Origin of the sequence: Fictibacillus sp. KU28468 (assembly GCF_026153615.1) — a bacterium.
GTDB lineage: Bacteria > Bacillota > Bacilli > Bacillales > Fictibacillaceae > Fictibacillus_C > Fictibacillus_C marinisediminis.
Window position 1 is genome coordinate 2394518 of record NZ_CP110666.1, and the last position, 26737, is coordinate 2421254.

At 42.9% G+C, this 26737-nt stretch carries 27 protein-coding genes; 7 read left to right on the top strand and 20 right to left on the bottom strand.

What is annotated here, in order from left to right; translation table 11 throughout:
* Positions 1–55: 55 nt before the first annotated feature.
* The 6 genes from OKX00_RS12420 to OKX00_RS12445 form a co-directional block, all read right to left on the bottom strand.
* Entirely contained in the window at positions 56–334 is a 279-nt protein-coding gene (locus OKX00_RS12420) for a YokU family protein (protein WP_053354352.1), read from the bottom strand.
* A 10-nt stretch (positions 335–344) separates the two neighbouring features.
* A complete protein-coding gene (ablA, locus tag OKX00_RS12425) occupies positions 345–1769 on the bottom strand; it encodes a lysine 2,3-aminomutase (protein WP_416054238.1) in 1425 nt (474 codons plus the stop codon).
* Between the two features lie 168 nt (positions 1770–1937).
* Positions 1938–3338 (bottom strand): sigma-54 interaction domain-containing protein, encoded by a 1401-nt coding sequence (locus OKX00_RS12430; protein WP_265407577.1) that lies wholly within the window; start codon positions 3336–3338, stop codon positions 1938–1940.
* 68 nt (positions 3339–3406) lie between these two features.
* Entirely contained in the window at positions 3407–4270 is an 864-nt protein-coding gene (gene ablB, locus OKX00_RS12435) for a putative beta-lysine N-acetyltransferase (RefSeq protein WP_265407578.1), read from the bottom strand.
* A gap of 105 nt (positions 4271–4375) precedes the next feature.
* Entirely contained in the window at positions 4376–5218 is an 843-nt protein-coding gene (locus OKX00_RS12440) for a PHP domain-containing protein (RefSeq protein WP_265407579.1), read from the bottom strand.
* Between the two features lie 48 nt (positions 5219–5266).
* Positions 5267–6103, bottom strand: a complete 837-nt coding sequence (locus OKX00_RS12445) for a sulfurtransferase (RefSeq protein ID WP_265407580.1) — start codon at positions 6101–6103, stop codon at positions 5267–5269.
* Between the two features lie 92 nt (positions 6104–6195).
* On the opposite strand from OKX00_RS12445, the gene zwf reads away from it, so the two are divergent.
* Positions 6196–7704, top strand: coding sequence for a glucose-6-phosphate dehydrogenase (zwf, locus tag OKX00_RS12450; RefSeq protein WP_416054338.1), 1509 nt, complete (start codon positions 6196–6198; stop codon positions 7702–7704).
* Between the two features lie 28 nt (positions 7705–7732).
* On the opposite strand, the gene OKX00_RS12455 is transcribed toward zwf, so the two are convergent.
* A complete protein-coding gene (locus OKX00_RS12455; protein ID WP_062232025.1) occupies positions 7733–8989 on the bottom strand; it encodes a bacillibactin exporter BcbE in 1257 nt (418 codons plus the stop codon).
* 168 nt (positions 8990–9157) lie between these two features.
* On the opposite strand from OKX00_RS12455, the gene OKX00_RS12460 reads away from it, so the two are divergent.
* Entirely contained in the window at positions 9158–10327 is a 1170-nt protein-coding gene (locus tag OKX00_RS12460; RefSeq protein WP_265407582.1) for an aminotransferase A, read from the top strand.
* Positions 10328–10359: 32 nt separating this feature from the next.
* On the opposite strand, the gene OKX00_RS12465 is transcribed toward OKX00_RS12460, so the two are convergent.
* On the bottom strand, positions 10360–10623 hold the full coding sequence (locus OKX00_RS12465; protein ID WP_265407583.1) for a DUF2533 family protein: 264 nt from the start codon (positions 10621–10623) through the stop codon (positions 10360–10362).
* A 172-nt stretch (positions 10624–10795) separates the two neighbouring features.
* Here OKX00_RS12465 and OKX00_RS12470 point away from each other — a divergent pair, with 172 nt between their 5' ends.
* Complete coding sequence (locus tag OKX00_RS12470; protein ID WP_265407584.1) at positions 10796–11113, top strand: hypothetical protein; 318 nt, start codon at positions 10796–10798, stop codon at positions 11111–11113.
* Between the two features lie 171 nt (positions 11114–11284).
* Positions 11285–11566 (top strand): hypothetical protein, encoded by a 282-nt coding sequence (locus OKX00_RS12475; protein WP_265407585.1) that lies wholly within the window; start codon positions 11285–11287, stop codon positions 11564–11566.
* Here OKX00_RS12475 and OKX00_RS12480 read toward each other — a convergent pair.
* The 3 genes from OKX00_RS12480 to OKX00_RS12490 all read right to left on the bottom strand — a co-directional run bounded on the left by OKX00_RS12480 (position 11557) and on the right by OKX00_RS12490 (position 17501).
* Positions 11557–15240 carry a dynamin family protein gene (locus OKX00_RS12480; protein WP_265407586.1) on the bottom strand — a complete coding sequence of 1228 codons (3684 nt, stop codon included), beginning with the start codon at positions 15238–15240 and terminating at the stop codon, positions 11557–11559. The two genes, OKX00_RS12475 and OKX00_RS12480, sit on opposite strands and share 10 nt — an antisense overlap.
* Before the next feature lie 110 nt (positions 15241–15350).
* Positions 15351–15902, bottom strand: a complete 552-nt coding sequence (locus tag OKX00_RS12485; protein WP_265407587.1) for a GNAT family N-acetyltransferase — start codon at positions 15900–15902, stop codon at positions 15351–15353.
* 93 nt (positions 15903–15995) lie between these two features.
* Entirely contained in the window at positions 15996–17501 is a 1506-nt protein-coding gene (locus tag OKX00_RS12490; RefSeq protein ID WP_053354364.1) for a degradosome RNA helicase CshA, read from the bottom strand.
* A gap of 394 nt (positions 17502–17895) precedes the next feature.
* On the opposite strand from OKX00_RS12490, the gene OKX00_RS12495 reads away from it, so the two are divergent.
* A complete protein-coding gene (locus tag OKX00_RS12495; protein ID WP_265407588.1) occupies positions 17896–19305 on the top strand; it encodes a Na+/H+ antiporter NhaC family protein in 1410 nt (469 codons plus the stop codon).
* On the opposite strand, the gene OKX00_RS12500 is transcribed toward OKX00_RS12495, so the two are convergent.
* Positions 19302–19937 (bottom strand): uracil-DNA glycosylase family protein, encoded by a 636-nt coding sequence (locus OKX00_RS12500; protein WP_265407589.1) that lies wholly within the window; start codon positions 19935–19937, stop codon positions 19302–19304. The two genes, OKX00_RS12495 and OKX00_RS12500, sit on opposite strands and share 4 nt — an antisense overlap.
* 102 nt (positions 19938–20039) lie before the next feature.
* Between OKX00_RS12500 and OKX00_RS12505 the strand changes: the two genes are divergently transcribed.
* Positions 20040–20342 (top strand): hypothetical protein, encoded by a 303-nt coding sequence (locus tag OKX00_RS12505; protein WP_265407590.1) that lies wholly within the window; start codon positions 20040–20042, stop codon positions 20340–20342.
* On the opposite strand, the gene asd is transcribed toward OKX00_RS12505, so the two are convergent.
* Complete coding sequence (gene asd / locus OKX00_RS12510) at positions 20311–21156, bottom strand: archaetidylserine decarboxylase (RefSeq protein ID WP_265407591.1); 846 nt, start codon at positions 21154–21156, stop codon at positions 20311–20313. The genes OKX00_RS12505 and asd overlap by 32 nt on opposite strands.
* Before the next feature lie 171 nt (positions 21157–21327).
* On the opposite strand from asd, the gene OKX00_RS12515 reads away from it, so the two are divergent.
* Positions 21328–21615 (top strand): HesB/YadR/YfhF family protein, encoded by a 288-nt coding sequence (locus OKX00_RS12515; protein WP_053354368.1) that lies wholly within the window; start codon positions 21328–21330, stop codon positions 21613–21615.
* 20 nt (positions 21616–21635) lie between these two features.
* Here the strand turns inward: OKX00_RS12515 and OKX00_RS12520 are convergent, their stop codons facing one another.
* From OKX00_RS12520 to acnA, 7 genes are all read right to left on the bottom strand, one after another.
* Positions 21636–21956: a hypothetical protein gene (locus tag OKX00_RS12520; RefSeq protein ID WP_265407592.1), complete on the bottom strand. Its 321-nt coding sequence runs from the start codon at positions 21954–21956 to the stop codon at positions 21636–21638.
* A gap of 2 nt (positions 21957–21958) precedes the next feature.
* Positions 21959–22387 carry an acyl-CoA thioesterase gene (locus tag OKX00_RS12525; RefSeq protein ID WP_053354370.1) on the bottom strand — a complete coding sequence of 143 codons (429 nt, stop codon included), beginning with the start codon at positions 22385–22387 and terminating at the stop codon, positions 21959–21961.
* A gap of 137 nt (positions 22388–22524) precedes the next feature.
* Positions 22525–22746 (bottom strand): small acid-soluble spore protein Tlp, encoded by a 222-nt coding sequence (tlp, locus tag OKX00_RS12530; protein WP_265407593.1) that lies wholly within the window; start codon positions 22744–22746, stop codon positions 22525–22527.
* Positions 22747–22813: 67 nt separating this feature from the next.
* Positions 22814–23323 carry a hypothetical protein gene (locus OKX00_RS12535; protein WP_053354372.1) on the bottom strand — a complete coding sequence of 170 codons (510 nt, stop codon included), beginning with the start codon at positions 23321–23323 and terminating at the stop codon, positions 22814–22816.
* Between the two features lie 162 nt (positions 23324–23485).
* A complete protein-coding gene (locus OKX00_RS12540) occupies positions 23486–23626 on the bottom strand; it encodes an acid-soluble spore protein N (RefSeq protein ID WP_053354373.1) in 141 nt (46 codons plus the stop codon).
* A 71-nt stretch (positions 23627–23697) separates the two neighbouring features.
* Complete coding sequence (locus tag OKX00_RS12545; protein ID WP_082316242.1) at positions 23698–23826, bottom strand: FbpB family small basic protein; 129 nt, start codon at positions 23824–23826, stop codon at positions 23698–23700.
* Positions 23827–23938: 112 nt separating this feature from the next.
* Positions 23939–26668, bottom strand: a complete 2730-nt coding sequence (gene acnA, locus OKX00_RS12550; protein WP_062232001.1) for an aconitate hydratase AcnA — start codon at positions 26666–26668, stop codon at positions 23939–23941.
* Positions 26669–26737 lie beyond the last annotated feature (69 nt).

The following is a 26737-nucleotide window of genomic DNA, read 5'->3' on the forward strand; positions in this document are numbered from 1 at the left end:
TTCCAATCATGATGGAAAAGCAACGGAAATCCGCTGCTTTTCATTGAATGCATGTTTAATAGGATTTAAAGTAATTTTTCTTTAAAAAACGTTCTTGAGCCATTAATTCTTTGAACGTCAAAACCTGACTCAGCTTTTTTGTATCAATCAATAAAAGCTGATCTTCAATTTCTTCTACGATTTCATCTTCATGATATTCCATATTGCAAGACTCGCAATAAAGAGCCGGGATTTCTTTTATTTGAAGTGCCCGGGTACCGTCATGCAGTTCCCAGTATCCCGTCTTGGTAATGTCTTTGGCTGAGTGATCATTGCACCACATACATTCCTTCATGAGCGGCCTCCTAAGCTTCTTTCACTGTGCCATCATCCTGAGTGGCTGTTTCTTTTTTCAGTTCATGTTTGAATTTCTTTTCTTTCATTTCGTCCCGTTTTTCACGTTTATCTTTCAGCGTGGCATGTTCCGGGTTCGTTTCGTATTTTTTTCTTCGGTCAAATCGGTTTAAGCCTTCAGGAACGATATTGAATTTCTCATCCTTCATAAGTGCTGTAATTCCTATTGCGGCCGGCTGCTCTGTAATACCCATGGTCTGGTTAAAGTACTCATCTGCCAATCCGGCTTTATAGTTTTGAGGTTCGGGATAAGACGTGATAACTCCTTCAAAGTTTCGTAAAATTACTTTATCAGGGCTCTGTGAAATCAAATAATTTGGCTGAAGAGAAATTTTGCCTCCCCCACCCGGTGCATCCACAACAAAAGTCGGAACAGCATATCCGGATGTGTGGCCACGTAATGCTTCTATGATCTCCAGCCCTTTTGAGACAGGTGCACGGAAATGTCCGATGCCTTCAGATAAGTCACATTGATAAATATAGTAAGGGCGTACACGGATCTTTACGAGATCGTGCATCAGCTTTTTCATAATATGCGTGCTGTCATTGATACCAGCCAGGATAACAGACTGGTTTCCGACCGGTACACCGGCATTTGCCAGCATTTCACATGCCTTTTTGGATTCCTCTGTAATTTCAATGGATGTATTAAAATGGGTGTTGAGCCAAACCGGATGATATTTCTTTAAGATGTTGCACAGATTTTCGGTAATTCGCTGCGGGAACACGACAGGAGCACGTGTTCCGATCCGAATGATTTCCATATGCGGGATTTCTCTTAGCCTTTTTAGAATATATTCAAGGATGTTGTCATTGATTAATAAACCGTCTCCTCCAGAAATCAGGCAATCTCTCACCTGCGGAGTCGCTGCAATATAATCAATGGCTGCGTCGAGCTGCTTTTTAGGTACCCCCATTCCGATCTGTCCGGAGAAACGTCTTCTCGTACAATATCTGCAGTACATGGAGCATTGATTGGTTACCAGGAATAGCACTCTGTCAGGATAACGATGTGTCAGTCCAGGAACTGGAGAATCTTCATCCTCATGCAGGGGATCTTCAAGATCATATTTTGTTTTCAGGATTTCCTTTCCGATCGGTACGGACTGCATCCGGATCGGACAGCGCGGATCATCCTCGTCCATCAGCCATGCATAATACGGGGTGATATTTAAAGGAATCGTCATGGTGGATATACGAACGCCTTCCTCTTCTTCAGGCGTTAAGTTTACGACTTTTTTTAAGTCTTCAAGATTTCTTACCGTATGCGTCAGCTGCCAGAGCCAATCATTCCACTGCTCTTCTGTGACGTCCTTCCATAACTCAATTTCTTTCCAATGTCTTTTTGGCTGGTACAATCCATTCATGATAGGCATTGCGTTACCTCCTTGTATACTTAGCTCGTTAATCTATACTTGCAAGTTCCGTGCCAAAATGAATGATACTGAAAAAAAGCCTTAGATCCCTGATTATTCTGATAATGCTAATGTATGCACCTATCCACTTGTTTGGGAAAAAGAAAAAACTGCCGAAAATCCGGCAGTTCAGTGTGCATTGATTTTTAATTTATATTGCAGTGTCTGTCTCGGTATTTTGAGCAGTTGTGCAGCTTTCTGAATATTTCCATCCGAAGCAGAAAGAGCCTTGGATATCAGCTCGCGTTCCCGATGAGCGAGAGCCTCCCTAAGAGGAGGAATAGGTGTCTGCTCAATAGAGCCTGCAAGAGAAGGAGTGGCCAGGAGATGATGAGGCAAGTCTGCAACTTTTATTTCCTCATTATCATCCGCCATATTCATGGCATATTCGATCACATGTTTCAGCTCCCTGACATTTCCTGGCCATGGATATTGCTTAAAAAGATGGAATGCTTCTTCTGAAAGCCCCTTAATTTGTTTTTTGAATTGAACATTATATTGAGAAATAAAGTGCTCAGCAAGCAGATGAATATCTGAAATACGATACCGCAATGGAGGGATTTCAAAAAAAATCACGTTCAGCCTGTAGTATAAATCTTCCCTAAGTTTATTTGATTTAACACATTCTGAAGGGTGTTCATTCAATGCAGCCATGATCCTTACATTCACCAATTTGCCCTGAACAGCACCGATTCTGCGGACTACCCCATCCTGAAGGACCCTCAATAATTTTGCTTGGATATCAAGAGGCATAGAATTGATCTCATCCAGAAACAGGGTTCCACCATCCGCCAGTTCAAAAAGGCCCGGCCGGTCGACAGCACCCGTAAAGCTTCCCTTCACTGTACCGAATAAAATACTCTCCAAGAGCTGTGATGGAATTGCAGCACAGTTCTGGGCAATAAATGGTTTGTTTTTTCTCAATGAATGATTATGTATACCTTGAATGAGAACTTCTTTTCCGGTTCCGGTCTCCCCGAAGATCAGAACGGGTGAGGAAGTTTCAGATACTTTCTTCGACAGTGACTTTAACTGATCAATCTGAGGATCAGCTGAAATAAAATCCTCTAAGTGATAAGATGCATAATGGCCATTTTTTATGGTAACGGAACGGTCTTTATGAAACTGAGCCTGCATATCAAGAAGCTTCTCGGACAATTGTTTTATTTTTGTAAGGTCCTTTGATATTTCAATCGCACCGATCAGTTCCCCGTCAACTATGAGCGGCAGCGTCGTGTTGACCGTATCCACCCGCTTGCCGTTTACGTTTGTATACGTTTGATGCTGGTTGATGATCGGTTTTCCTGTTTTAATAACGTTCAGCAATGTACTGGTTTGCTGGTTTAATGAAGGAAAAGAGTATAGTACGTGCTGGTTTAGCACTTGAGGAACTTTTAAACCATCAAGCCTTGCGGCAACTTCATTATAAAAAATGGTCATTCCGCTGGCATCCACTGCATGAATTCCTTCATCAATCGTCTTCAATATGGCTTTTAGCATCTCAATGGTTTCAACCGAGTCTTTAAACATAGGCACCTCCACTCTGAATCAAAAGAACAAGCTGCTCAATTTTCATCAGGATCGCCGAAAATTCGGCACTATTTTGCTGACAGATCTCTCATCCAGAGGTTCATGTCCTCGTATTTATCAAAAATCAGGCAATTTTTTGTGAATCTCCCATGATATTTATAGCCTCTTTGAAAAAAGACGGCATTCATTCCAAACGACAAAGAGCGTGCGATGGAATAGGCACAATAGATCTTACGGTTCTTCAGTTCCAGTTCAAGCTTCTCAATCAAGATTTTCATCAGACCAAATTTTCGGTGTTCAGCCAATGTAGCACAGTCTGTAAGTTCTGCATTGTGATATTGCTGATTAATATCCGCAGATGCAGCACTTACAATTTCTTCATTCTGTTCGATCACATAATAAATGGTCCCCTTCTCCATTGTATTTTTAATATAGGAAGGATCATTCATTGGAGTGGGATATACTTGGAATACCTTTCCATATAAAGTGGATAGGCCTTCTGTATCGTTTTGGTCAGCTAATCGGATAAGGTAGTTTTCTGGCAGAGAATATCCGCCGGATTTGCCCTCTGGAAGTTCAAAAATCCGATCCATAATCTTATCTTCCTCAATCCAAAAGTCACTTCTCTTCCTTTCGTTTGTGTAATATCGGCACATCGCCACAGCGTCGCTTCCATTGAAATACTGGCTGAATACCGCTTCAGGCAAAAAGCCAAATGCTAGAAAAGTTCCAACATGTTCTGATTTTGCCTTAATGATCACTTTTGAGAAATCATGCTGAACAGCCAGTTCGTTGACTTCAGCGGCCAAGGAAGAAATATTTCCCCGATAATCATCCACTCTCAAGCGTTCATTAAAATAATCCAGAAATATCTCAGCTGTTACATCTTCTTTATTAATTTCTGTTTGTTTATAAAACGTTTCAGTTTGCATTTGATTATTACCCCCATTTCTACCTTGTTTATTCCATAGCCATTTGTTTATTCCTTTAAAAATTTAAAATGAAAGGCGAAAAGAAAAAAACTGCCAATTGGCAGTTTAACGATATTTTTTTGATAAGCTTTTTAACTTTTCTACTGTTATTAAGTCAGAGTATCGATTACCAAGGTCTCCGTGAAAAACTTTTCCGTTTCGAATTCCATGATAATCACTGCCTCCTGTGGGAATTAACTGGTAGCGCTCAGCAAGGTTTCGATAATGCACTTCCTGCTCGGCTGAATGATCCGAATGGTAAACCTCTAGCCCTGCTAATCCATGCTCCTTCAACTGCGGAATCAGTTCGTCCTGATCATATAAACCCGGGTGAGCCAGAACAGGGACACCCCCGGCATCAAGAATAATATTAACGCCATCAGCCGGCGATATTCTCTCAGTGATGGCATAAGCCAGCTTCCCTTTGCCTAAATACTTATCAAATGCTTCTCTCAAAGAGCTGATTATTCCTTTCTCCATCAGTACTTCAGCAATATGAGGACGGCCAATATTACCACTGGATGATTTCCTTTTTGCTGTTACTTCTTCCATGGTGATTGAAATTCCGAGCTCCTGAAGGTTGTTAACGATCTTTTCATTTCTTTTATTTCTGACAATACGAAGTTCCTCCAGCTTTGAAAGGAATTCAGCATTCTCATGGTCAATGAAATAACCAAGAACATGAATATCTTGTCCGTTGTCGAGCGTACTGATTTCAATTCCTGGGATACATAAAAAGTTTGAATGACTGGCAGCCTCGCTTAGTGCTTCAGAAACGCCTGAAACCGTGTCATGATCGGTAACTGCAAGCCCGCCAAGCCCTTTTTCTGCGGCAAGTCTGACGTTCTGAGCAGGCGAGTTTACTCCGTCTGATGCGGTTGAATGAGTATGCATGTCGATGTTTGCCATATTTATTTCCCTTCAATTCATACTTTAAATACGGTACGTGAAATTATTTTATTGTTTTTCAATTTTATTTTCCGGATAAGATATCCAGTCACTCCAGCTTCCAGGATATAATCTTACATTCTCGATGCCGGCTTCGTCCATGCCGAGTATATTGGCGCACGCCGTTACTCCAGATCCGCAATAGACGATCACTTCAGGTTTTCCTTTCAGATCTTTATGAACACTCTTCAGCTCTGATGAGTCAAGCCATTTACTTCCTTCACTCACGTTCTTTAGCCACGGAATATTCACCGCTCCTGGAATATGCCCCGCTTTCTTATCGATCGGCTCATGCTTACCTTTATACCGTTCAGGGTCCCTTGAATCAACAACAATGGCTTCCTTACCATCTTCGAGCGATGCTAGTCTGACTTCTTCCATACTGACTGTCCTCCATTTGCTTTCTTGAGGAGTAAAAACCGTTGGCTGCAGAACCGTATTCTCGGACGTCACTGGGTACCCTTTCCTTTCCCAGGCAGAAAAACCTTCCTGCAGGACAAAAACCTTCTCATTGCCCAGAAGCTTCAGCATCCACCATAACCTTGCAGCATATGAACCTCCCTGATCATCGTAAGCAATAACGGTTTTCTTTTCATCAATTCCTAAACGTCCAAACGCTTGCGACATTTCTTTTTTTGACGGAAGCGGATGGCGACCTCCATGCTTTGTGACACTCCTTGACAAGTCTTTTTCTAGATCCACATAAATTGAACCTGGAATGTGTCCCGAATCGTACTGTTTCCTTCCGGCTTCCTGGTCGGATAGGCTATACCTGCAGTCACATATGACAAGCTCTGAGCGCGATAAATGAGACTCCAGCCATTCTTGTGTTACAATATTTTTCATGAGGCGACTCCTTTCGATAAATAATTCACGTATTTTTATGAAACATAGGGGAAACTGATGTCATAAGTAATATTAGCAAAGTGAGGATTGATATCATGAACAACCATATTCCAGAAGCCTGTATCGTACTTTTCGGTGCAACAGGAGATCTGGCTCACCGTAAACTGTACCCTGCACTCTTTCAATTGTACCAAAAGCAAAAGCTCAACGAAAAGTTTGCTGTCATCGGTGTCGGAAGAAAAGAATTTTCACATGAAAAATTTCAGGAAGATGTGAAGCTTTCTATATCCAAAGAGCAAAACATCCAAAATGATAAAGTGGATGAATTCATCTCCCATTTTTATTTCCTTCAAATGGATGTAACCAACGAAAAAAGCTATCAAGATCTAAAAGCTCTTGCTGATGAACTCGACAGCAAATACAGCCTTGGCGGAAACCGTATGTACTATCTTGCGATGGCTCCGCAATTTTTCGGTACCATTCCTTCCTTCTTAAAATCAGAAGGACTGACTGAGACGGAAGGCTGGCAGCGCCTGGTTATTGAAAAACCTTTCGGACACGATCTTCACTCAGCCACTGAACTGAATGAGCAGCTTCAGAAGAGTTTTCCTGAGGAAAGCATCTACCGTATCGACCACTATCTTGGTAAAGAAATGGTCCAAAACATTCAGGTCATCCGCTTTGGAAATGCGATCTTTGAATCGATATGGAACAATAAGTACATATCCTCTGTTCAGATTACCTCCAGTGAAACACTTGGTGTTGAAGACCGCGCATCCTATTATGAAAAATCCGGTGCGATATTGGATATGCTGCAGAACCATATGCTGCAGATGGCGATGATGGTTGCTATGGAGCCTCCCGGCGGACTGGATCCCAAATTAATCCGCGATGAAAAAGTTAAAGTGCTTCGTGCCCTGCGTTTCTACAATGAAGAAGAAGTTGCTAAAAACGTGATCCGCGGACAATATAAGGAAGGCACAATGAACGGAAAAACCGTTCCTGCTTACGTGGATGAAGAGAATGTCGATCCTGCTTCAAAAACGGACACATTTGTTGCGGCTCGTGTGTTTATTGATAATTTCCGCTGGGCTGGTGTACCGTTCTACCTTCGTACAGGTAAACGTATGGCAACAAAGGCAACAGAAATCGTGGTTCAGTTTAAGAACGGACCAATGGCGCTCTATCACGAGCATGATGACCATTATCAGCCAAACCTTCTGAGAATTCATATTCAGCCGGATGAGGGCTTGAGTCTCTCGCTGAACGCGAAGCCTCAAGGTGATTTCCCTGCCCTTCTGCCCATCAACATGAGCTATTGCAACAACTGCCATAATGAGTTGAACAGTCCTGAGGCATACGAGAAACTGATGCACGATTGCCTCCTCGGAAATTCAACGTATTTCACGCGCTGGGATGAAGTGGCTCTTTCTTGGGAATTTATTGATGGAATTACAAATGCCTGGAGAAATGGAAATATTCCTCTCTACAAATATTCTTCAGGAACAATGGGTCCTCTTGAAGCGGAAGAACTATTGAACGAAGACGGCTACACTTGGTGGCCGCCAACAAACCTTAGAACTGATCGCGATGAAAAGTAAAAAGCTCACGGCATCTGCCGTGAGCTTTTTAATGTAATGCAGGGTTCAGCGGTTTTGCCTGCCCTTCTTCTTTTTTGCCTTTCTCACCTTTTTCCTTTTCGGGTTTAATCGCAAAAAAAGCAAGCAGTGCAGCAAACAGACTGACACCCGCGGATGTATAAAATACGATGGAATGATCGGATTTCATGATAATCGCATAAATGGGAGGTCCGAGAGCAACCCCGACGAAGCGCATTGAGCTATACAATGAGGTGATGGTCCCTCTCTCTTCTTTCTCTATACCTTCTGTGATTAAAGCGTCCAGACATGGCAAGGCTGATCCAATTCCTATTCCGCTGACAAAAAGAATGGCAAGCAGGAAATAGAGTCCATCTGTAAACGTAACACTCAAGATCGAAACGGCAAGCAGCATGATTCCCCCGAAAGTGAGCCATTTCATGAAAGACTTGTTCTGGCCGATCTTCTTGCCAGCAATATATGAAGAAATAGATAACGCAAGAAGCGGAATGGCTAATACGAATCCCTTTTTAATCCCGTGTATGCCGTATTCTTCTTCAAGTGTTGTGGATAAATAAAATAAAATGCCAAACAGCACAAACATGATGATCCCCCCGATTGCAAAGATAGCGATCAGCCATTTGGCGTTGTTCTTGAACGTTTTCTTAAACGATCGTAAAAATTTCTTGAAAGCCGGCGGTGCCTGTTCTTCTTTCTTTGGAGTCTTCACAAGAAAAAAAACAAGGCCGATGGAAATCAAGCAGAAAATGGGGATAAACCAAAAAGGAAGATGCCAGATGAAGGTTGCCAATATAGCCCCCACGATTGGGCTCAACACTTTGCCAAATGTATTGCTCGTTTCGATCAGGCCGAGCCCTGAGCTTACTTCCTTTTCATCATCAAACATATCCCCCACCAATGGGAGTACGACCGGAGCTGCTCCTGCTGAACCGATCCCCTGCAGCAGCCGTCCGGCCAGGATAATGTAATAAGGATCATTCATTTTCCAAGAAGCCCAGCCTGTTACGAGCCCCCCAATACCTGCTATGATCAAACTTGGAATGATGACTTTTTTTCTGCCCAGCCGATCGGACAGGTAGCCCGCGATAGGAATAAGGATGATAGCCACTATAGAATATACCGTAATGATCATCGAGACTTGAAAAGAAGATATATGCAGTTTCTTTTCAATCGAGGGCAGTACAGGGATCAACATTGAGTTTCCCAGCGTCATTACCAGCGGGATTGATGCTAGTGAAATTAAGTCCAGCTTTTTTTTCGATTCCATATTCTCCTCCAGATCCAAATAGCATACAGGCTTTTTCTTAGTATGGTTTTCACAGCTTTTTACATACAAGAAATTCAAACCATTGACTCTAAAAGGAGTTTAAAGCTAAACTTAACAACAACAGACATCCGCTGCTAAAAGCAAACGGATAAAGAAAGGAAGAATGAGTTGGAACATTTATTGAATCCCTCGGTCAGACATATTCAAATATCGGGGATCCGTACGTTTTATAACCTTGTCAGCCAATATCCGGACGCCATTTCTTTTACCTTGGGACTGCCTGACTTCCCTACTCCGGAGCATATTAAAGATGCTGCCAAACAGGCCATTGATGAAAACAAAACCGTGTATTCTCATAATGCCGGCTATTTAGAGTTAAGGAAAGCCGCCTCTTCCTTCTTGAATGAAAAATATGGAATGGAATATCATCCAGAACATGAAGTGATCGTAACGAACGGTGCCAGTGAGGCAATTGACATTTCTCTGCGCACGATTTTAGATGAAGGATGTGATGTCCTGCTTCCCGGTCCAGTATACCCAGGCTATGCTCCTGTCATCGAGATGTGCAAAGCGAATCCAGTTTATGTGGATACCACAAAAAGCGGCTTTAAACTTAACGCCGAGCTAATTCAGGAACACCTCACCCCCAATACAAGGTGCGTGATCCTGCCCTATCCTTCCAATCCAACGGGCTGTATATTATCTCCTGGCGAGCTCAAGGAAATTGCAGATGTGCTAAAAGATCTGGATGTTTTTGTACTATCCGATGAAATCTACAGCGAACTCACTTACGAGCAGGATCACGTCTCGATCGCATCGATGCCAGGGATGAAAGAAAAAACGATTGTTATCAACGGGCTCTCCAAATCACATTCTATGACCGGATGGCGGATCGGCCTCGTCTTTGCTCCCGCAGAGATTTCAAAACATCTATTAAAGGTGCATCAATACAATGTGACGTGCGCTTCAACTATTTCACAGATGGCTGCGATTGAAGCATTAACAGCCGGCAAAGACGATGCGCTTCCCATGAAAAAAGAATATAGCAAGCGTTTAGAGTTTGTCATCAGAAGGTTAACTGAAATGAAACTGCACGCCGAAAAGCCAGGAGGAGCTTTTTATATTTTCCCTGATATCTCTCCATATGGGATCACTTCACTGGAATTTGCCACAAAGTTATTGGAAAAAGAGAGAGTAGCCGTAGTTCCCGGTTCAGCCTTTTCTGAACTGGGTGAAGGCTACATCAGGATATCTTATGCAGCATCTATGGAACAGCTATCTGCCGGTTTAGACAGGCTGGAATCCTTTTTAAAATCCCTATCCATCACTAATCCTTAATTATTTTAGGAAATCACAAAAAAACCAGGCATTTAAGCCTGGTTTTTCTTGTGCACATATTCCTTTACCATTTGTTCTGTGATCAATTTCCGCTGAGGAACAATCCCCTTTTGAGCGAGCTGGTTCATTTGTTTACTTACTTCATTAATCTCTTTCACACTGAAAGGAAGTCCTTTTCCGCATTGCTCAACCGCGATATCGATCAAATTTTCTCTTCTTTGTTCCAGCATCAGAAATTCTGATACAATCGCGTGCTGTCTGCTGGAATGTTTGCTGATCTCTTGATGTACACTCATCCTTTTTCCTCCTCAAACCTCATCTTTGGTTTAGTATACCATGTGATTGATCAGCGTTCATTTTTCAAAACATTTTAAATAATTTATCATTTTACAACTGACTGAAAACATAATAAACTAGATTTTGCCGGCCAATTTCTAGAAAATTACATATTTAGGGAGGTTTTGTGATATGAAGAAATTTATGAGTATTGCCGCAGTACTTTTGCTTGTGCTGAGCGTAGGATGCAGCCAGGAAAAAGAAGCAAAAGGCCAGGATAAACCAAATTCAGAAACTTCATCGGACAAAAACAAAGAAAAATCCGCAGTATTGGATTTTGAAGTTGAATTAGGAGCAAAACTGCGCGAATATCATGCGCCGTTCAATGCCTATGCAGCAGCTCTTGATCCTGAAAAGAAAACACCAAAAGCAGACATTGAAAAATTAGCTGCGGCAGCCAAGGACTCTGGAGAGAAAGCAGCGAAAGAAATCCCTGAGCTGAAGGCCTAGGTGATGAAGCGAAAACAGCAGAAGCTGACAAACAGTTCAGTGCTTTTGCCGAAAAAGTAAATACAATCCATAAAAAACTAGGATTGATCGAAGCAAGCTTTGTCAGTGAGATCCAATAAGAGCAAAAGGGGCTGTCCAAGAATTCTGTAAGTTGTTGATTTCCGTTCCAGGGTGCTCGCTTTTACCGGCGTAAACGCCTACTTTCGCGGGGCGTGCGGTGAGCCTTACCACTTTTTGGCGCTAGCGCCTGCGGGAGTCTCACCTGTCACGCTAGTCCCGCAGGACAAGGAAGGCTCCGGCAGCTTTTTATCGCACGAAGAAAATGTGAAGTTCATTTTCGAGGAGTCTCGCACCTTCCACTTCAATCAACTTTTCATTGAAGATTTTCAAGACAAAAAGGAGCTGCTGAAGGTCAATTTTCGACTTTCAGGACAGCCCCTTTTTTATAATTGATTCAGTTCCAGTAAGCTTTTCTTCATCGTTTCCAGAAGCCCAGGAGTTTCAAGCGCTTTAAGCAGCCCTTCATAATAAAGGACAGCTTCTTCTTTTCTACGGCTGATTTCGGATCGCGCTGAATCATTAAATGCTGAAAGATAATACATATAGAACACTCCTGCACTATCATCCACAAAAGTTTGAACTGGGTTTTCCATCATGGTGTACATCTTTTCCATGATGTTTTTCTTTCCCCCTTCTTCAAAGAAATGACGTGCGTTCTTAAATTCTTTAAGAATCGTTTGTTTTCCCTCGGCCTCGTGAAGCTTCGTTTCAATTTCAAGGCTCTTGAACTGAATTTCCTCTTTTTCCATGTGATACTCCGGACCATTAAACCTTTTCAATGCCTGATCCATTTCCTCGTGCATCTCACTGAGCAAGTAAAGAATGTATTTCTCTACCCTGAGCATGGTTGCCCTCGATTCCTGCTGCAGATCAAATTGAATCCTCTGATGCAGTTCTTTCCAGCTTTCAGGCAAAGCGTTCTTTTGTTCTTTTACCGATCCTGTGATCACAGAGGAGTTGAATGCCTCATTAAAAAATTCGGTAAACCGAAGCATAACTCTTTGTTTTACATAAAACAGCAGCTCATTGATCTCTTTTTGAAGAAGCTCTTCTTTTTGCTGCAGAAAATAGCCTTCCATCGTTTGCAGCACGTTCGTGCATGTATTCTTAAGCTCTTGTGTTTTTCTTTCACGGTCCTTTTGACTGGAGGCTGCTTCGTCGATCAGCCGCTCCAGCATAAACTTGGATTGCTGGAATTGGTTAATCGCTGAATTCATCAGCACATCTGCAAGGTCTTCTTTTAAGAAGGACATAAAGGCGTTCATGAACGGCAGGAATCCTGTCTGCTGCAATAGTTCCTGCCCTTGTAACTCTTGGTATATGCTTCCGAGCCGGTTTCGTTCCTCCTGAGACAGTTCACACGTCGGTTTTTGTCCCAGCAATGAAAAATAGCTCGAAATCGGATACAGCTTTGGATGTCTAATCCCGAACCGGCGCAAATTATCACCGACGTGTTCCACAACATCGATGAGCTCTTCACTATCCTTCGCCAGATCTGATGCATTGATCACGAAGAACATTTTATCCAGTTCAAAGGTGTCTTTGACACGTCCGAGCTGGATCAGAAACTCACGGTCAGCGGCTGAGAATGCATGGTTATAATAGGTTACATAAAGTATGGCGTCTGATTTTTTTATAAATTCAAAAGCGACGTTCGTATGGCGGGCATTGATGGAGTCAGCTCCCGGTGTATCCACCAATGTCACCCCCATCTTTGTCAGCGCGCAATCATAATAGACCGATACACTTTCTGTAAAACATGCCTTTTCTTCATCGGCAACGAATGCCTTAAACTCTCCAGCGGAAATAGACATTTCGGTACCAATCTGCTTTTCTATCGCACTAAACCCTCTATGGACCGCCATTAAAAATTGAAGGTGCGGACGAAGCTTATCAGAGCTTTTTCGGCTGTCAATCTGGCCCGCTGCCTGTATGGCTTCGAGAATGTTTCCTGCCTTTTTTCCAAAATGAGACAGTGACAGGTTGATCTCATCTAAAAGATCTTGTTCTTTTTTAAAATAAATGAGTGCTGTGCCGTGCTGATGCTCTTGATCAGGCGGAACAATCCTATTGATCGTGGCAGTTGTTGGATTCGGAGAAACGGGCAAGAGTTCTTCCCCGATCAGCGCATTGGCAAACGATGATTTTCCAGCAGAAAAAGCACCAAACAGCGAGACCGTAAAATCCCGGTTTAAAAGCCGTTCTGAAAAACGTTTCATATCATCAGAACGATTTTTCATCAACTCAAGCCTGGACAGGATGGTTGCTGCGGATTCAAGCTTTTCTGCTTCATCCTCAAGACGGGACGACTCCCCGGTCTTTGCGCGGTTCACTGCTGTTTCTCCAATAGGGACGTTATCCAGTATTTCGGTTTCTTCTGAAGGATTGGCGTTTTTCTTTAAGTCTTCAACGGTAAGTTTAGAAACCTCCTCCACTTGTGCTGCAAGGACGAGATCTGCTTCTTCCATCGCAACTGCATGGTTTTGTTCATTGTACAAGGTATCTAAAATCATGCTTTCTATGGATATCCATTTTTGTCTCACTTCTTTTGTTTTTCGCAGTGCGGCTAAAATATTTTCCTGCTCTGAGATCAGCACCTTGTACTGTTGAATCTTTGCTTGCGCGTTTTTGTCTGTCTCAATATTGATCTGATCAAGTTCCGGCCGGTAATGCGACATAAAAGTACGCTTGATATCTTCCACGACATCATTGCAGTATTGCAAAACATAATTGCCGTTTAATGAAGCTCCAGGCTTGATAAGAGCAGCCAGCCGGTCTGGACTCAGTACCGGCTCTTCTTTCATTACAACGGAATGTGCATGAAAGTAATCTTTAAGATGCCAGTTGATCTGTGTCTTTATGTTCTCCTGCACTGATTCATAAAAGGCATGAAGCCGTGCATTTCGTTCGGCTTCAGTTTTTTTAGAGGCGAACAGAACGCCTACTTTAAAACTATCCTGCCGGCTCTCAATGTAGTTCTTGGCAAGTTCTCTCGTCTGAAAGGGCATAAGGATAGCGTTGTCCAGGATGTCTTTAAACCGTTTCGCGGCATCCGCTTTCTTTTGTACCACATCTTTTTCCAACGTTTCCATTTTACCAAGAAAATGAACAGCTTTTTGTTCACTCGCGTTTTCTTCTTCTCCTTCAGCTGTTTCAAATGCTTCTCTATAGCGGTCTTCATCAAGGTCAAGACCAGTTTGTACCGTTTTTCTGATCAAGCGCTCAGTTTCGCTGAAGGCGTTTTCCTGAATCCATTCGTCCTTCGCCAAATAAAATTTTTGGAAGAGCGTTTTGATCTCCTGAAGCTGGTTCCCGGAATGGCTGGGATCCATGATGGTGGTAAAAAAGATCTCTTCCGGTTCAATGTCCCAGCTCTTGAATCCGCTCTTAATTTTGTTTGTAAATTCACGGAACGTGATCTCTTTTTCATTGTGTTTATCGATCTGATTCACGATCAGGTACAATTTCTTTCCCTGTTCTTTCAGCAGCCGGATAAAAGTAAAATTAAGCTGTGAAAGAACATGGTTATAATCCATGATATAAAATACGACATCTGCCATATGAAGGGCAGATTCTGTTGCAACCTTATGGGCATCATCCGTTGAATCAATGCCAGGTGTATCATAGATGGCGATTCGGTCGGGAAGAACAGTACGGTCCACATTGATTTCAATACTCTCGATCTCTTCGCCGTTCTTTGCCCATTTTTTTATCTCTGAAACATCAATAGGTGGATCTACACTCACTATTCCTTTGTTTCTTAATAAGATTTTTGCTGAAGGTGTTCCATTTTGGACTTTCACCACATTTGCACTTGTTGGAATCGGGCTTGAGGGCAATATGTTTTCCCCGATGAGCTCATTGATCATGCTGGATTTACCGGCAGAAAAATGGCCGCAGAACGCGATGGCAAACTGCTGGGTTTTCACTTTTTCATACAGATCCAAGACCGCACCAGCCTCGCCCCCAGAACCGAGTTTTTTTAATTCACGGTAAGCTGCGGCAATGGATGAAGCCGCACTCTTTATTTGCTGTTCACTTTGTTCGGTGATTCCTGCTCTATTCATTGAACTCTCCACTTCTCCAATACCTTTAGTCCTCTTCACTTTACCATAATTATGTATGATTCTCTATGAATGAATCTATAAAAAGAAAACTGGGGCTGCCCAGTTTTTCGCTACTCGCTTTCTTTTTTAAGGAAACAGGCCATATACCATTCATCCTGCAGTTCTTGATTGATGATCACTTGTCCTTTTTGAACGCCTTCCACGGTAAAACCAGCTTTTTCATAAAGCCTGATGGCGATTTTGTTTTCTGAGAAGACAGTCAGCCAGATCTTATAAAGTCCGTTCTCCTTCCCCCATTGGATGGAATAGTCCATTACCTCTTTGCCTATCCCTAAACCCTGTCCTTTTGAATTAATCCACGTTCTAAACATCCCCGTATGTTTTTTCATCGTCAGTTCACCTTTAATGATACGGGCGATCCCGATCACAGTTCCCTGTTTTTCGATGGCGGTATACATATTTCCTTTCATCCGGCAGTCAATGATAAAATCTTCTTCCTCACTTTTTGTGCGGGGCCTCTCTTTTTGTAAAAATTCTCCTGCATCAACGATTTCCTTTACTGCATCAACGATCTGCCCGGCATCTTCCATAACAACAGGTCTCAAGGTTATTTTTTCACCGTTATTGGCATTAAATGTATAGGTTGAACCGATCATTTCCATCGTTATCCCTCCTATAGCTAGTATGCCAAAATCGGTTCATTGAAACCAAAAAATAAAAAAGGAACCTGCTGATTCGCAGATTCCTTTCGTATGTTATCTTGCTTTTTTGTCTTCTCTCATGCGTTTTGGCGCACGGTATGACATGTCTCGGTTGCCGCCGCCTTGACGCTGTTTGTCACTGCGGTTGCCTCCGTTTCTTCTCTTGTCTCTTGATTCGTTGCTGCTGCCGCGCTGAGGGCGTCGGCGGTCTCCGAATCGGTTGTCACGGCGTTTTTTCACCGAAAGTGGCGGTTCGAATGTCAATTCGATCGGAGTGCTATCCGGCTCTTTAGTCAACAGTTTTAATGCTGCAGACAAAAGGGATACAGAATCATGCTCTTCAAGCATTTCCATCGCTGTTTGTTTGTAGATTTGGATATCTCCGTCTTCAATCACGTTAAGAAGCTTATCAAGCGCCATGCGTTGCTGGCCTTCAATCGCCTCGTTAAGAGAAGGAACAGGACGTTTCACCATTTTACGCTTCGTGATTTTTTCAATCGTATAGAGATGATCGATCTCACGAGGAGTGATGAATGTAACCGCATATCCTGTTCTTCCCGCACGTCCTGTACGTCCAATACGGTGAACATAGCTTTCAGGATCCTGTGGAATGTCAAAGTTATATACGTGAGAAACACCGCTGATGTCTAATCCGCGGGCTGCAACGTCAGTAGCGACCAGTACTTCAATCGTGTTGTTCTTAAACGCGCGAAGAACCATGTCACGTTTCGATTGCGGAAGGTCACCATGGATTCCTTCAGCAGAATAGCCTCTCTTGTTCAATGCTTCAGCCAATTCATCAACACGGCGCTTCGTACGGCCGAAAACGATGGCAAGCTCTGGAGATTGAATATCAAGCAATCGGGTAAGAGCATCAAACTTTTGTTTTTCTTTAACTTCTACATACTCTTGTTCAATGCTTTTAACCGTCATCTCACTTGCTTTCACACGAATGACAAGAACATCTTTCATGAAACGCTCAGCGAGCTTTTGAATCTGTTTCGGCATTGTAGCAGAGAAGAGCATCGTATGGCGCTCAGTCGGGACATTTTCAAGGATTGTTTCAATGTCTTCGATAAAGCCCATGTTCAGCATTTCATCTGCTTCATCAAGAACAACAGTATGAACATCTTCAAGCTTTAATGTTTTTCTGTTGATATGGTCGATCACTCGACCTGGTGTACCCACAATAATATGCGGATTGTTTTTTAGTGCTTTGATCTGTCTGACGATCGATTGTCCACCATAGATCGGAAGGGTTTTAATCCCCTTATACTGGCCAATCTTGTTTAGTTCTTCACCAACCTGAACTGCGAGTTCACGTGTTGGAGCAAGAACGATTCCTTGAATTTTACGGGCTTTTACGTCGATCTTTTCGATCAACGGAATACCGAAAGCAGCGGTTTTTCCTGTTCCTGTTTGAGCCTGTCCGATAAGATCCGTTCCATTAAGAGCGGTTGGAATCGTATCACGCTGGATCGGCGTAGCTTCTTCAAAACCCATATTGTTAATTGATTTTAGCAATTCGGGACTTAAACCTAATTCACTGAATGTTGTCAATGTGTAACTGTCTCCTTTTTCGTCAAAACCATTTCCTTATACTTCCAAGCAAATCTCCTGAAATCATCTTTTACAATCTTAAAAATCACTGGTTTAGTGTTCAATATAAAGATTATTAAACAAAGTAGGCCTTAAAAAAAGGCACATATTTAGATATAATATGCCCCTATACAGAAGTATATATAAACAGTTTTGCTTTACAATTTATTATCGAACATAACCTTAACATGACAGAAGAAATAATGCAACCTCTACATGCTGCAAACTGATCTTGCGGCATACATAATAGTGTATGCCGGTAAGGCTTTGTTGGCGATTCATGAACGATCAAGAATAATTTCCCTTGAGCATCACATGATAATGATTAGTCAATCCAGATGAATCGGGGGGCATTATGAATCAAACTTGGCTGTCCATCATACCTTTTCTTGTTGTCATTCCCATAGCGGTTAAAACGAGGCAAGTTCTGCCGGGCTTATTTATCGGCTTTCTGGCGGGCTGCTACCTGTTGGAGCCTTCCCTCATCGGCGGCCTCAAAAAAATGATCACTTTTGTCATTGAGGGCTTAACCGATAAAAGCAACCTGAAAATCCTGTTGTTTCTTTACGCTTTTTCAGGACTGGTCGGCATCATTAAACTTTCAGGCGGTATTCGCGGTTTCGTAGAAGCAGCCTCTTCAAGGATTCAGACAAAAAAAGGAGCGTTGTTCTTAACTTACGTTTCTACGATCGGCACATTCAGCGCACCCAGCTTCCGGTTCGTAACCATTGCTCCGATCATGAGGTCATTGATGAAAAAAGTAAAAATGTCTACCCAGGAATTGGGATTTGTCATCGAAACTACAGCGACGCCGATCATTGTACTCATCCCGATCGCGACCGCTTTTGTAGGCTATATGACTTCCATCGTTGATATGGCTTTAGAGAATGAAAAGATAAAAGGCGATGCCTATTCCCTCTTTATCCAAAGCATCCCCTATAATTTTTTTTCAATTGTTATGATCATCCTTGGCATTTATTTAAGCTTTTTCCACCATTCCAGCTCACAGCCCATGAGCAGCAATGAGTCCATCGAAACTGAGGAAGATGACTGGCATAACTGTGACCCTGCTGTGTCAAAAGATCTTCCCGTCAAGCCGTGGAACTTGCTCATTCCGTTGATTATTGCCGTTTCTCTCACGTTATTCCTCACTTGGTGGGACGGGAGCAAAAAAAGTGAAGGATTTTTTAACGCCTTCATTAAAGCGGATGTGCTAGATGCCATGGTGATGGCTCTTATCATCACCATATTGTTTTCGTTCGTCTACTACCGATTTCAAGGTGTGAAAACGGGGCCCCTGATGGAGGGCTTCATTGCCGGCGGAAATGAGCTGATGTCTGTTATCGTACTGCTTACCGTCGTCTGGGGCTTGTCCTCCGTGACCGACAAGCTGGGATTCTCGCGGTTTATTACCGACCATTCAGGATGGATTCCTTCCGCATTCGTGACTCCTGCTCTATTCATTTTCGGTGCAGCAGTGTCCTATTTTATTGGTTCAGCCTGGGGAACATGGGGCATTCTGATGCCGCTCGGGATCTCCATGTCCCAAGCTGCCGGCATCTCCCTTCCTCTTGTGATCGGAGCTGTATTCGCGAGTGGAACGTTCGGAGCCTTTGCATCACCGCTCAGCGATGATACGAACACGATCGCCCGGATATTGAATCTTCCAGTCATTGATTATGCGAAATACAAACTGAAGCCCGCGCTTATTGCTGCAGGAATTACTGCCGTCCTGTATGGTGTAAGCATGCTTTTCTTTTTTTAAATGTAACCCACTGCCTCAGTAACCTCGGCTATCTGTGCACTATACCGATCCTTTGACCAGGAATTATAGGAAGGATGAGGGACATCGCTGACAACTTTCCAGTTGGAAGACTGGACATCAGCAAGCCGGAACTGTTTCTGTGCAAACCGTCCGCACGGGACGATGACCAAAGGCTGATGGACAAGTTCGGTTAACCTTTGGTTAAAATCCTGCTGCATGATTTCCTGGAAAGCATTCCATGTTTCGTCCCTGTACACATCTTTATCATTCCCCACACGGACTTTTTCCGCAGCACTCACAAATTCAGGGTGGCTATCACACCATTTGCTATCTGGAATCGCTGCGCTCTGCAGCGGAAACGGGCAAACATTCAAGATGCCAAGATGGCAATAAGGTTTCTTATCGCTATTTTCTTTCAGCAGCAATCCAAAGGGGAGGCTTTGTTTCCCTTCAAATAAAACTTTGCTTACCGACCTCCCTGAAGAACCGGCCAACGGTATATGATGTTTGATTTCCTCGCGATGCGGGGACTCCAGGATAAACAGAATTCGTACATGAGGTGATATGATGTCGGACACTGAAAAATCCGCCTTCGCCTGCTGAAATAATTGTTCCATTGTTAAGAAGCTCATGAACTTTTCCTTCCTTTCTTCTTTTACTTTTTCGCTGCTCAAGCCACTATACCCGTTTTAAAATGATGCAAAAAAGGGGCTGTCCAAGAAGTCTGGTAGCTGTTGATCTCCCCTCCAGGCTGCTCGCTTTTACCGGCGCGAGCTCCTACTTTCGCGGGGCGTGCGGTGAGCCTTACCGGCGTGAACGCCTACTTTTTGGCGCAAGCGCCTGCGGGAGTCTCACCTGTCACGCTAGTCCCGCAGGACAAGGAAGGCTCCGGCAGCTTTTTATCGCACGAAGAAAATGTGAAGTTCATTTTCGAGGAGTCTCGCCCCTTGCACTCCAATCAACTTTTCATTGAAGATTTTTCACGTCAAAGGAGCTGCCTGAAGGTCAATTTTCGACTTTCAGGACAGCCCCTTTAATCTTTCCTATTCTTTGGCCCATTTTAACAGCTGAACCGGCTTTGACAGATGGATCGAGCTCCATTTTTCCGTTTTGAAAGATTAAGATGACGGTCGAACCGAATTCAAAATGGCCGATTTCTTCCCCTTTTTTATATCGTTCAGAGGGATGCTCCGTTTTTAGCACCTTTTTTCTTGCCCGTTTATACGGCTCGCTGTATGCCACTTGCACACTTCCGACGATGAATGCTCCGACCTTCACGATGGCGATCTCCCCTGCTTTTGTGTCAGCATAGGTAACGAGTCTTTCATTTTTCGTAAAGAGCCCTTTGACATGATTAACGCCGATATCGTTGACAGGAAACAGACGCCCCGGTATATACGTGCTCGAAGTGATTTTTCCGTCAAGCGGCATATGGATACGGTGATAATCTTTTGGACTTAAATAGATCGTAACAAAGCTTCCTTCTTCAAAGTCCTCTTTCGCCTCACCCAATAAAGAATGAACCGAATAATCGATTCCTTTCGCCTGGATGATCGTCCCTTTTTGAATCCGTCCAAACTGAGATACCACTCCGTCAACCGGAGAAATGATTGAGTCAGCCGAATTATCAATCGGGCGCGCATTGATCTTTAATTTCCTTGAAAAAAATTCAGTAAGGTGCTTATAGTCCTGTATTGGTTTTTCAATTTCTGATAAGTTAATGTCATACATTTTGGCATATGGTTTAACATACCATTTGCTCATTTTTGTTCTTCCCAATGAACCGGCAATACGGGAGATCCCATTTTGCGGAAGCATGGAAATAAAAACCTTTGCTACTCTATGTTTCACACTATTGTCCCCTTATATGTTACCTGTATTTCTGTCCGGTATGTATCGATATTATTATAACATGTTTCATTTAAAACAAAATTCTTTATTTGATGAGAGGCTTCAGCTATAGTAGCAAAGATGAGGAATGCAATGTTACAATCAGGCTCTCAAGGAGGTTTTACTACTACTATGAAGATGAACATTACGGACTCTGCTGTTGCATGGTATAAGAACGAAATGGAAATAAAAACCGGAGATTTTGTGCGTTTTTTTGTGAGGCTCGGCGGCTGCAGTACAGTCCAGAGCGGCTTTTCACTGGGAGTTGCAAAAGAACAGCCGAAAGAAGCAGGTTCTGAAGTTCAGAAGGATGGAATTACATTCTACGTTGAACGAGATGACATGTGGTATTTCGATGATCATAACCTGAACATCGACGTGGATGAAGACGGTCAAACGATCGATTTTCAGTATGAATAAACAAATGAGAGGAATCGAGATTACCGATTCCTCTTTTCTGTCTTTTTTATCAGCCTTTCTACCTGATCCATTTTGTTTTCTGCCCAAAGAATTGCTGTTTGCCTGTGCCCCATCAGATCGAAGTGGGGATAGCCATGGCGGTGATGGATCCATTCTTTCTTTAGGCCATACTTCTTACCCCATTCTTCTAAGGCTATCAGATCTGAACAGCCAACCTTCGTGACCGTTTTCATATCAGGAAAGCGGGGATCATACCAAAAATGGGTAATAAAAGCAATTTTGCCACTGGCCGCTCGTTTCTTCCAATCGTTCAGCTCTTGTCTTGCTAAACCAAATGCCATGATTATCCCTGCTTTTGTTTTTTCTGTGCTTCATAAGCCTGATGCCAATCCGGAAAAACTTTCTTAATTGAAATGGGACGAAATGAATCTTTTTTGACACAAACATGTGTCGAATTCCCAGTCACACACAGCTCATCTTTGGAATTTCTGATTTCATAACCGTATTTTACCTTCAGCCCTGTATATTCATCCACCCATGTGAAAATCTTGGCCTGATCGCCATATGTCAGTGGCTTCTTATAATTGGCATGGATCTCAGTGACTGGAGATAAAATTCCATCCTTCTCCATCTGTGCATAGCTGAATCCGAGATCTTCAATAAATGCCGTCCGGCCAATCTCAAACCAAACTAGGTAATTGGCATGATAGACGACACCCATTTGATCTGTTTCTGCATATCTTACGTCCACTTTTGCTTCTGAAACTAACATGTTCTGTCATCACCTGTCTTATATTTTCCTTTATCCGCCATTCCAGTAAAGTGTAACACAGTGAAGGTGCACGACTGAAGCAATATGCAAAAACCCCCTATCGCAACGAATGTTACAGCAGGGGGCGGTTCTTTTATCTATTGGTTATTGCGGTAAGATTTTTCATCTTCAATCTCGCTCTGGAACGATTGAATGCTTTCTTCTCTTCTCTCGTTCTTGTTCTTGATCTGTTCTTTTTGCTGGGAAGTCATATCTGTATTCTGAACAGATTCATTTGCTTCCTGAATGTTTTGCTGCGTATTTTCTACCATCTGCTGCAGCCTTTCAACATTATTGCTTCTGTCGTCTGGTTTAGCCATCGGGATTTTCCCTCCTCTAAATTTGAATCAAACATAGTTTGTATCAAAGAGGAAAAAATATTCCGGGCTAATTTCTGTTCATAATGACTGGCGAATGGTGTTCGATGCTGAGATCGCATAATTCTTTAAAAGCGTTCCAGCAATCCACCACTTCCTTGTCCTCCAGGTTCTGCATGGTAATACCGAGCCAATTAAGCTCTTCCGCAAGCCTGACTGAGGAACCGATCCAAATTTTTTTATTTTTCACCGTTATGAAGAATGGCTCTTCAAACCGGAACGGGAGATAGAACCCTTCCACATTCGGATGCATGATAATGTGCTGATAGACCGTGCCTTTTGTTAATTTTGCATAAAGCAAAAGAACACCGTCGCTTTTAGCGGCAGCTTTTTTAAGTTTATTTATGATTGAGTCAGGCCCAATCTCAACCGATCCTATTTCATTTCCCCAATTTAATTCTTCACGAAAAGGAACAAGATGACCGAGACGCTGCATCTGTAATTCAAGCTCCCGATATAAAACGTCCTGATCTTCCTTCTTGGTTGAGACAGGCAATGGTTTCACTTCTGCAGTTATCAACCGTACCCCTCCTATTTCTCATCTACTACATACTTCGCTAAATATGTTGATTTATATGGTGGTAGTGAACAAAACAAGAAGGAAATGCCAGTGTTTTCATTCGGAAAATGGCAAAAAAGAGGTTCTATCGCTGACCTGCAGGCAATAGAACCTCTTTTTTATTCAGCCTTTTGTGGGCACATAATCAGGATGTTCATTGCCTTTGTTGGCCATTTGTTTTCCCTTATTGCCTTTTCCTTCTCTTGGCTGTGTCCCCAGATGGCTGGGTACAAAGGATTGCGGATGTCTTTTCGGGTTGCTCATATATATCTGCCTCCTTCATTACATAATATTTACTCAAAATAAAAAAAAGAAACAGGAACTTCCTGTCTCCATTAGGCTTTTTTTGTATGCTTTTCTTCAAGTTTCTTCTCAATTCGTTCCATGGCTTCCTGATCACCCAGCAGTTCCCTCTTGTTTTCTCTGACCAGGTCCTTAAACGAGATGTGTCTGTTCTTCCTCAAAATCATCACTCCATCATCCATATTCTGTTACTGTTATGGACAGGAAAAAATGTTATTATTCAAATTTCAGAAAAATAAAAAAGCCCTCCCAAAGGAGAGCTTCAATATTCATTTAGTTTTGAGGCTGTTTGTTGGAAATTTTGTTGCGAAGAACCATTGGAAGAATTCCTCCATGGCGGTAGTAGTCAATCTCTACTTCACTGTCGAAGCGTGCGATGACTTCAAACTCAATTTTTGATCCTTCTTCAGTCACGGCCGTAACCTTAATTACGTCACGCGGCTTTACATTCTCGTCAACTTGTACAGTAAAGGATTCCTTGCCTGTAAGACCGAACGTTTCTGCAGTTTCGCCTTCTTTGAATTGAAGAGGAAGCACACCCATCAACACGAGGTTGCTGCGGTGGATCCGTTCAAAACTTTCAGCAAGAACCGTTTGGATACCAAGAAGGTTTGTACCTTTTGCTGCCCAGTCACGAGAACTTCCCATTCCGTAATCTTTTCCGGCGATGACCATTAAGCCTGTGTTGTTTTCTTTATATTTCATTGCAGCTTTATAGATGCTCATTACTTCATTTTTCGGCCAGTATGTCGTCCAGCCGCCTTCTGTTCCAGGTGCGATCTGGTTGCGGATACGAATGTTGGCGAACGTTCCGCGCATCATCACTTCATGGTTACCGCGGCGTGAACCATAAGAGTTAAACTCGCGAGGCTCTACACCGTTTCTGATCAAATATTTTCCTGCTGGAGAATCTTTAGCGATTGCACCTGCTGGAGAAATGTGGTCAGTTGTAACTGAATCACCGAACTTCGCGATCAGGCGAAGATCTTTCAGCGGCTGAATTTCTTTCAGGTCAGCAGAAAGTTCTTCAAAGAACGGCGGGTTTTGAATGTAGGTTGAGTTTGCATCCCAGCTGTAAAGCTTTTCAGCACTTGTTTTTAATGCGTTCCAGCGAGCGTTCTCATCAAAAACACTTTCGTATTCTTTTTTGAACACTTCCGGAGTAACCGCTTGGTTCATCGCTTCTTTAATCTCAGCAGAAGAAGGCCAGATATCTTTGAAATAAACATCGTTGCCTTCACTGTCTTTGCCAAATGAATCATTTTGAAGATCGATGTTTACCGTTCCCGCAAGCGCGTATGCCACAACAAGCGGAGGAGAAGCGAGATAGTTCGCTTTTACCAGCGGATGGATTCGTCCTTCAAAGTTACGGTTTCCTGAAAGTACAGAGGTAACCGTAAGATCATTTTTAGCGATGCCTTGTTCTACCTCAAGAGATAGTGGGCCGGAGTTACCGATACAAGTCGTACATCCGTATCCGACAAGGTTAAAGCCTAATTGGTCAAGGTAAGACATAAGTCCTGCTTTTTCTAAATATCCTGTAACAACTTTTGATCCAGGAGCAAGAGACGTTTTCACATAAGCTGGAACTTTAAGTCCCTTTTCAATGGCTTTTTTTGCAAGAAGCCCGGCACCAAGCATTACATATGGGTTAGATGTGTTTGTACAGCTTGTGATCGCAGCGATAGCAACTGCTCCCGTTTTCAAGACAGATGTTTCTCCGCTCGGATGCTTCACTTTAACTTCCTTGTTGATCTCTTCGTCTGTTAAACCGAATCCTGCGTTGCCTTGAGGAGAAACAAGCGCTTTATTAAAAGCTTCTTTCATCTTAGACAGCGGAATCAAGTCTTGAGGGCGTTTAGGACCGGAAAGATTGGATTCAATTTGTGTTAAATCGATTTCAACTACGTCAGTGAAGATCGGATCTTCAGCTCCCGGTGTGTAGAATAAGCCATTTGCTTTGCTGTATTCTTCAACAAGGGTGATCTGTTCTTCACTTCTTCCGGTAAGCCGAAGATAGTTTAGCGCTTCTTGGTCTACAGGGAAGAATCCGCAAGTCGCGCCATACTCAGGCGCCATGTTGGAGATCGTGGCACGGTCTGCCAACGGCATTTCCGCAAGCCCAGGTCCAAAGAATTCAACAAACTTGCCGACTACTTTCTTTTCGCGCAGAACTTGTGTCACTTTTAACGCAAGGTCAGTTGCGGTTGCACCGTCAGGAAGTTCACCGACAAGCTTCACGCCGATTACTTCAGGTACTGGGAAATAAGATGGCTGTCCAAGCATTCCAGCTTCGGCTTCAATTCCGCCGACACCCCATCCTAATACACCAAGACCATTGATCATTGTTGTGTGGGAGTCCGTTCCAACAAGTGAATCAGGGAAAGCTTCAAGTTCCCCTTCTACTTCGTGGCTTTGCACGACAGAAGCAAGATACTCAAGGTTTACCTGATGGACAATTCCTGTAGCAGGCGGCACCGCGCGATAGTTATCGAACGCGGACTGTGCCCAGCTTAACAGCTTATAGCGCTCTTCGTTTCGTTCAAATTCAAGGTTCATGTTTACATTTAAAGAATCAGCTGTTCCATATTTATCAACCTGTACAGAGTGGTCAACTACAAGGTCAACCGGAATGTCAGGGTTAATTTGAGCAGGGTCTCCACCCATATCTTTCATGGCTTTTCTCAGAGAAGCCAAGTCAACGACAGCAGGCACACCTGTAAAATCCTGCAGGATTACACGTGACGGCTTGAAAGGAACATCGATATTCTTAAGTTCTGGAGTTCCCCATTTCGCTAGGTTCTCAATATGTTCTTTTAGAATTACTCTGCCGTCATGCTGCCTTAAAACGGATTCAAGTAAAATTTTAACGGAGTACGGCAATTTGGAAACGTTGCCCACACCCGCTTCTTCGAGTGCATTCAGTCGATAGTAGTTGTACGTTTTTCCATTTGCGCTAAATGATGAACGCGCTTTAAAAATGTCATTTTGTTGTTTAGTCATAACTCCACTCTCCTCCTTCAAACCAATCATACACCAAACAAGAGAAAAATTGTCGAAAAGTTGCACATA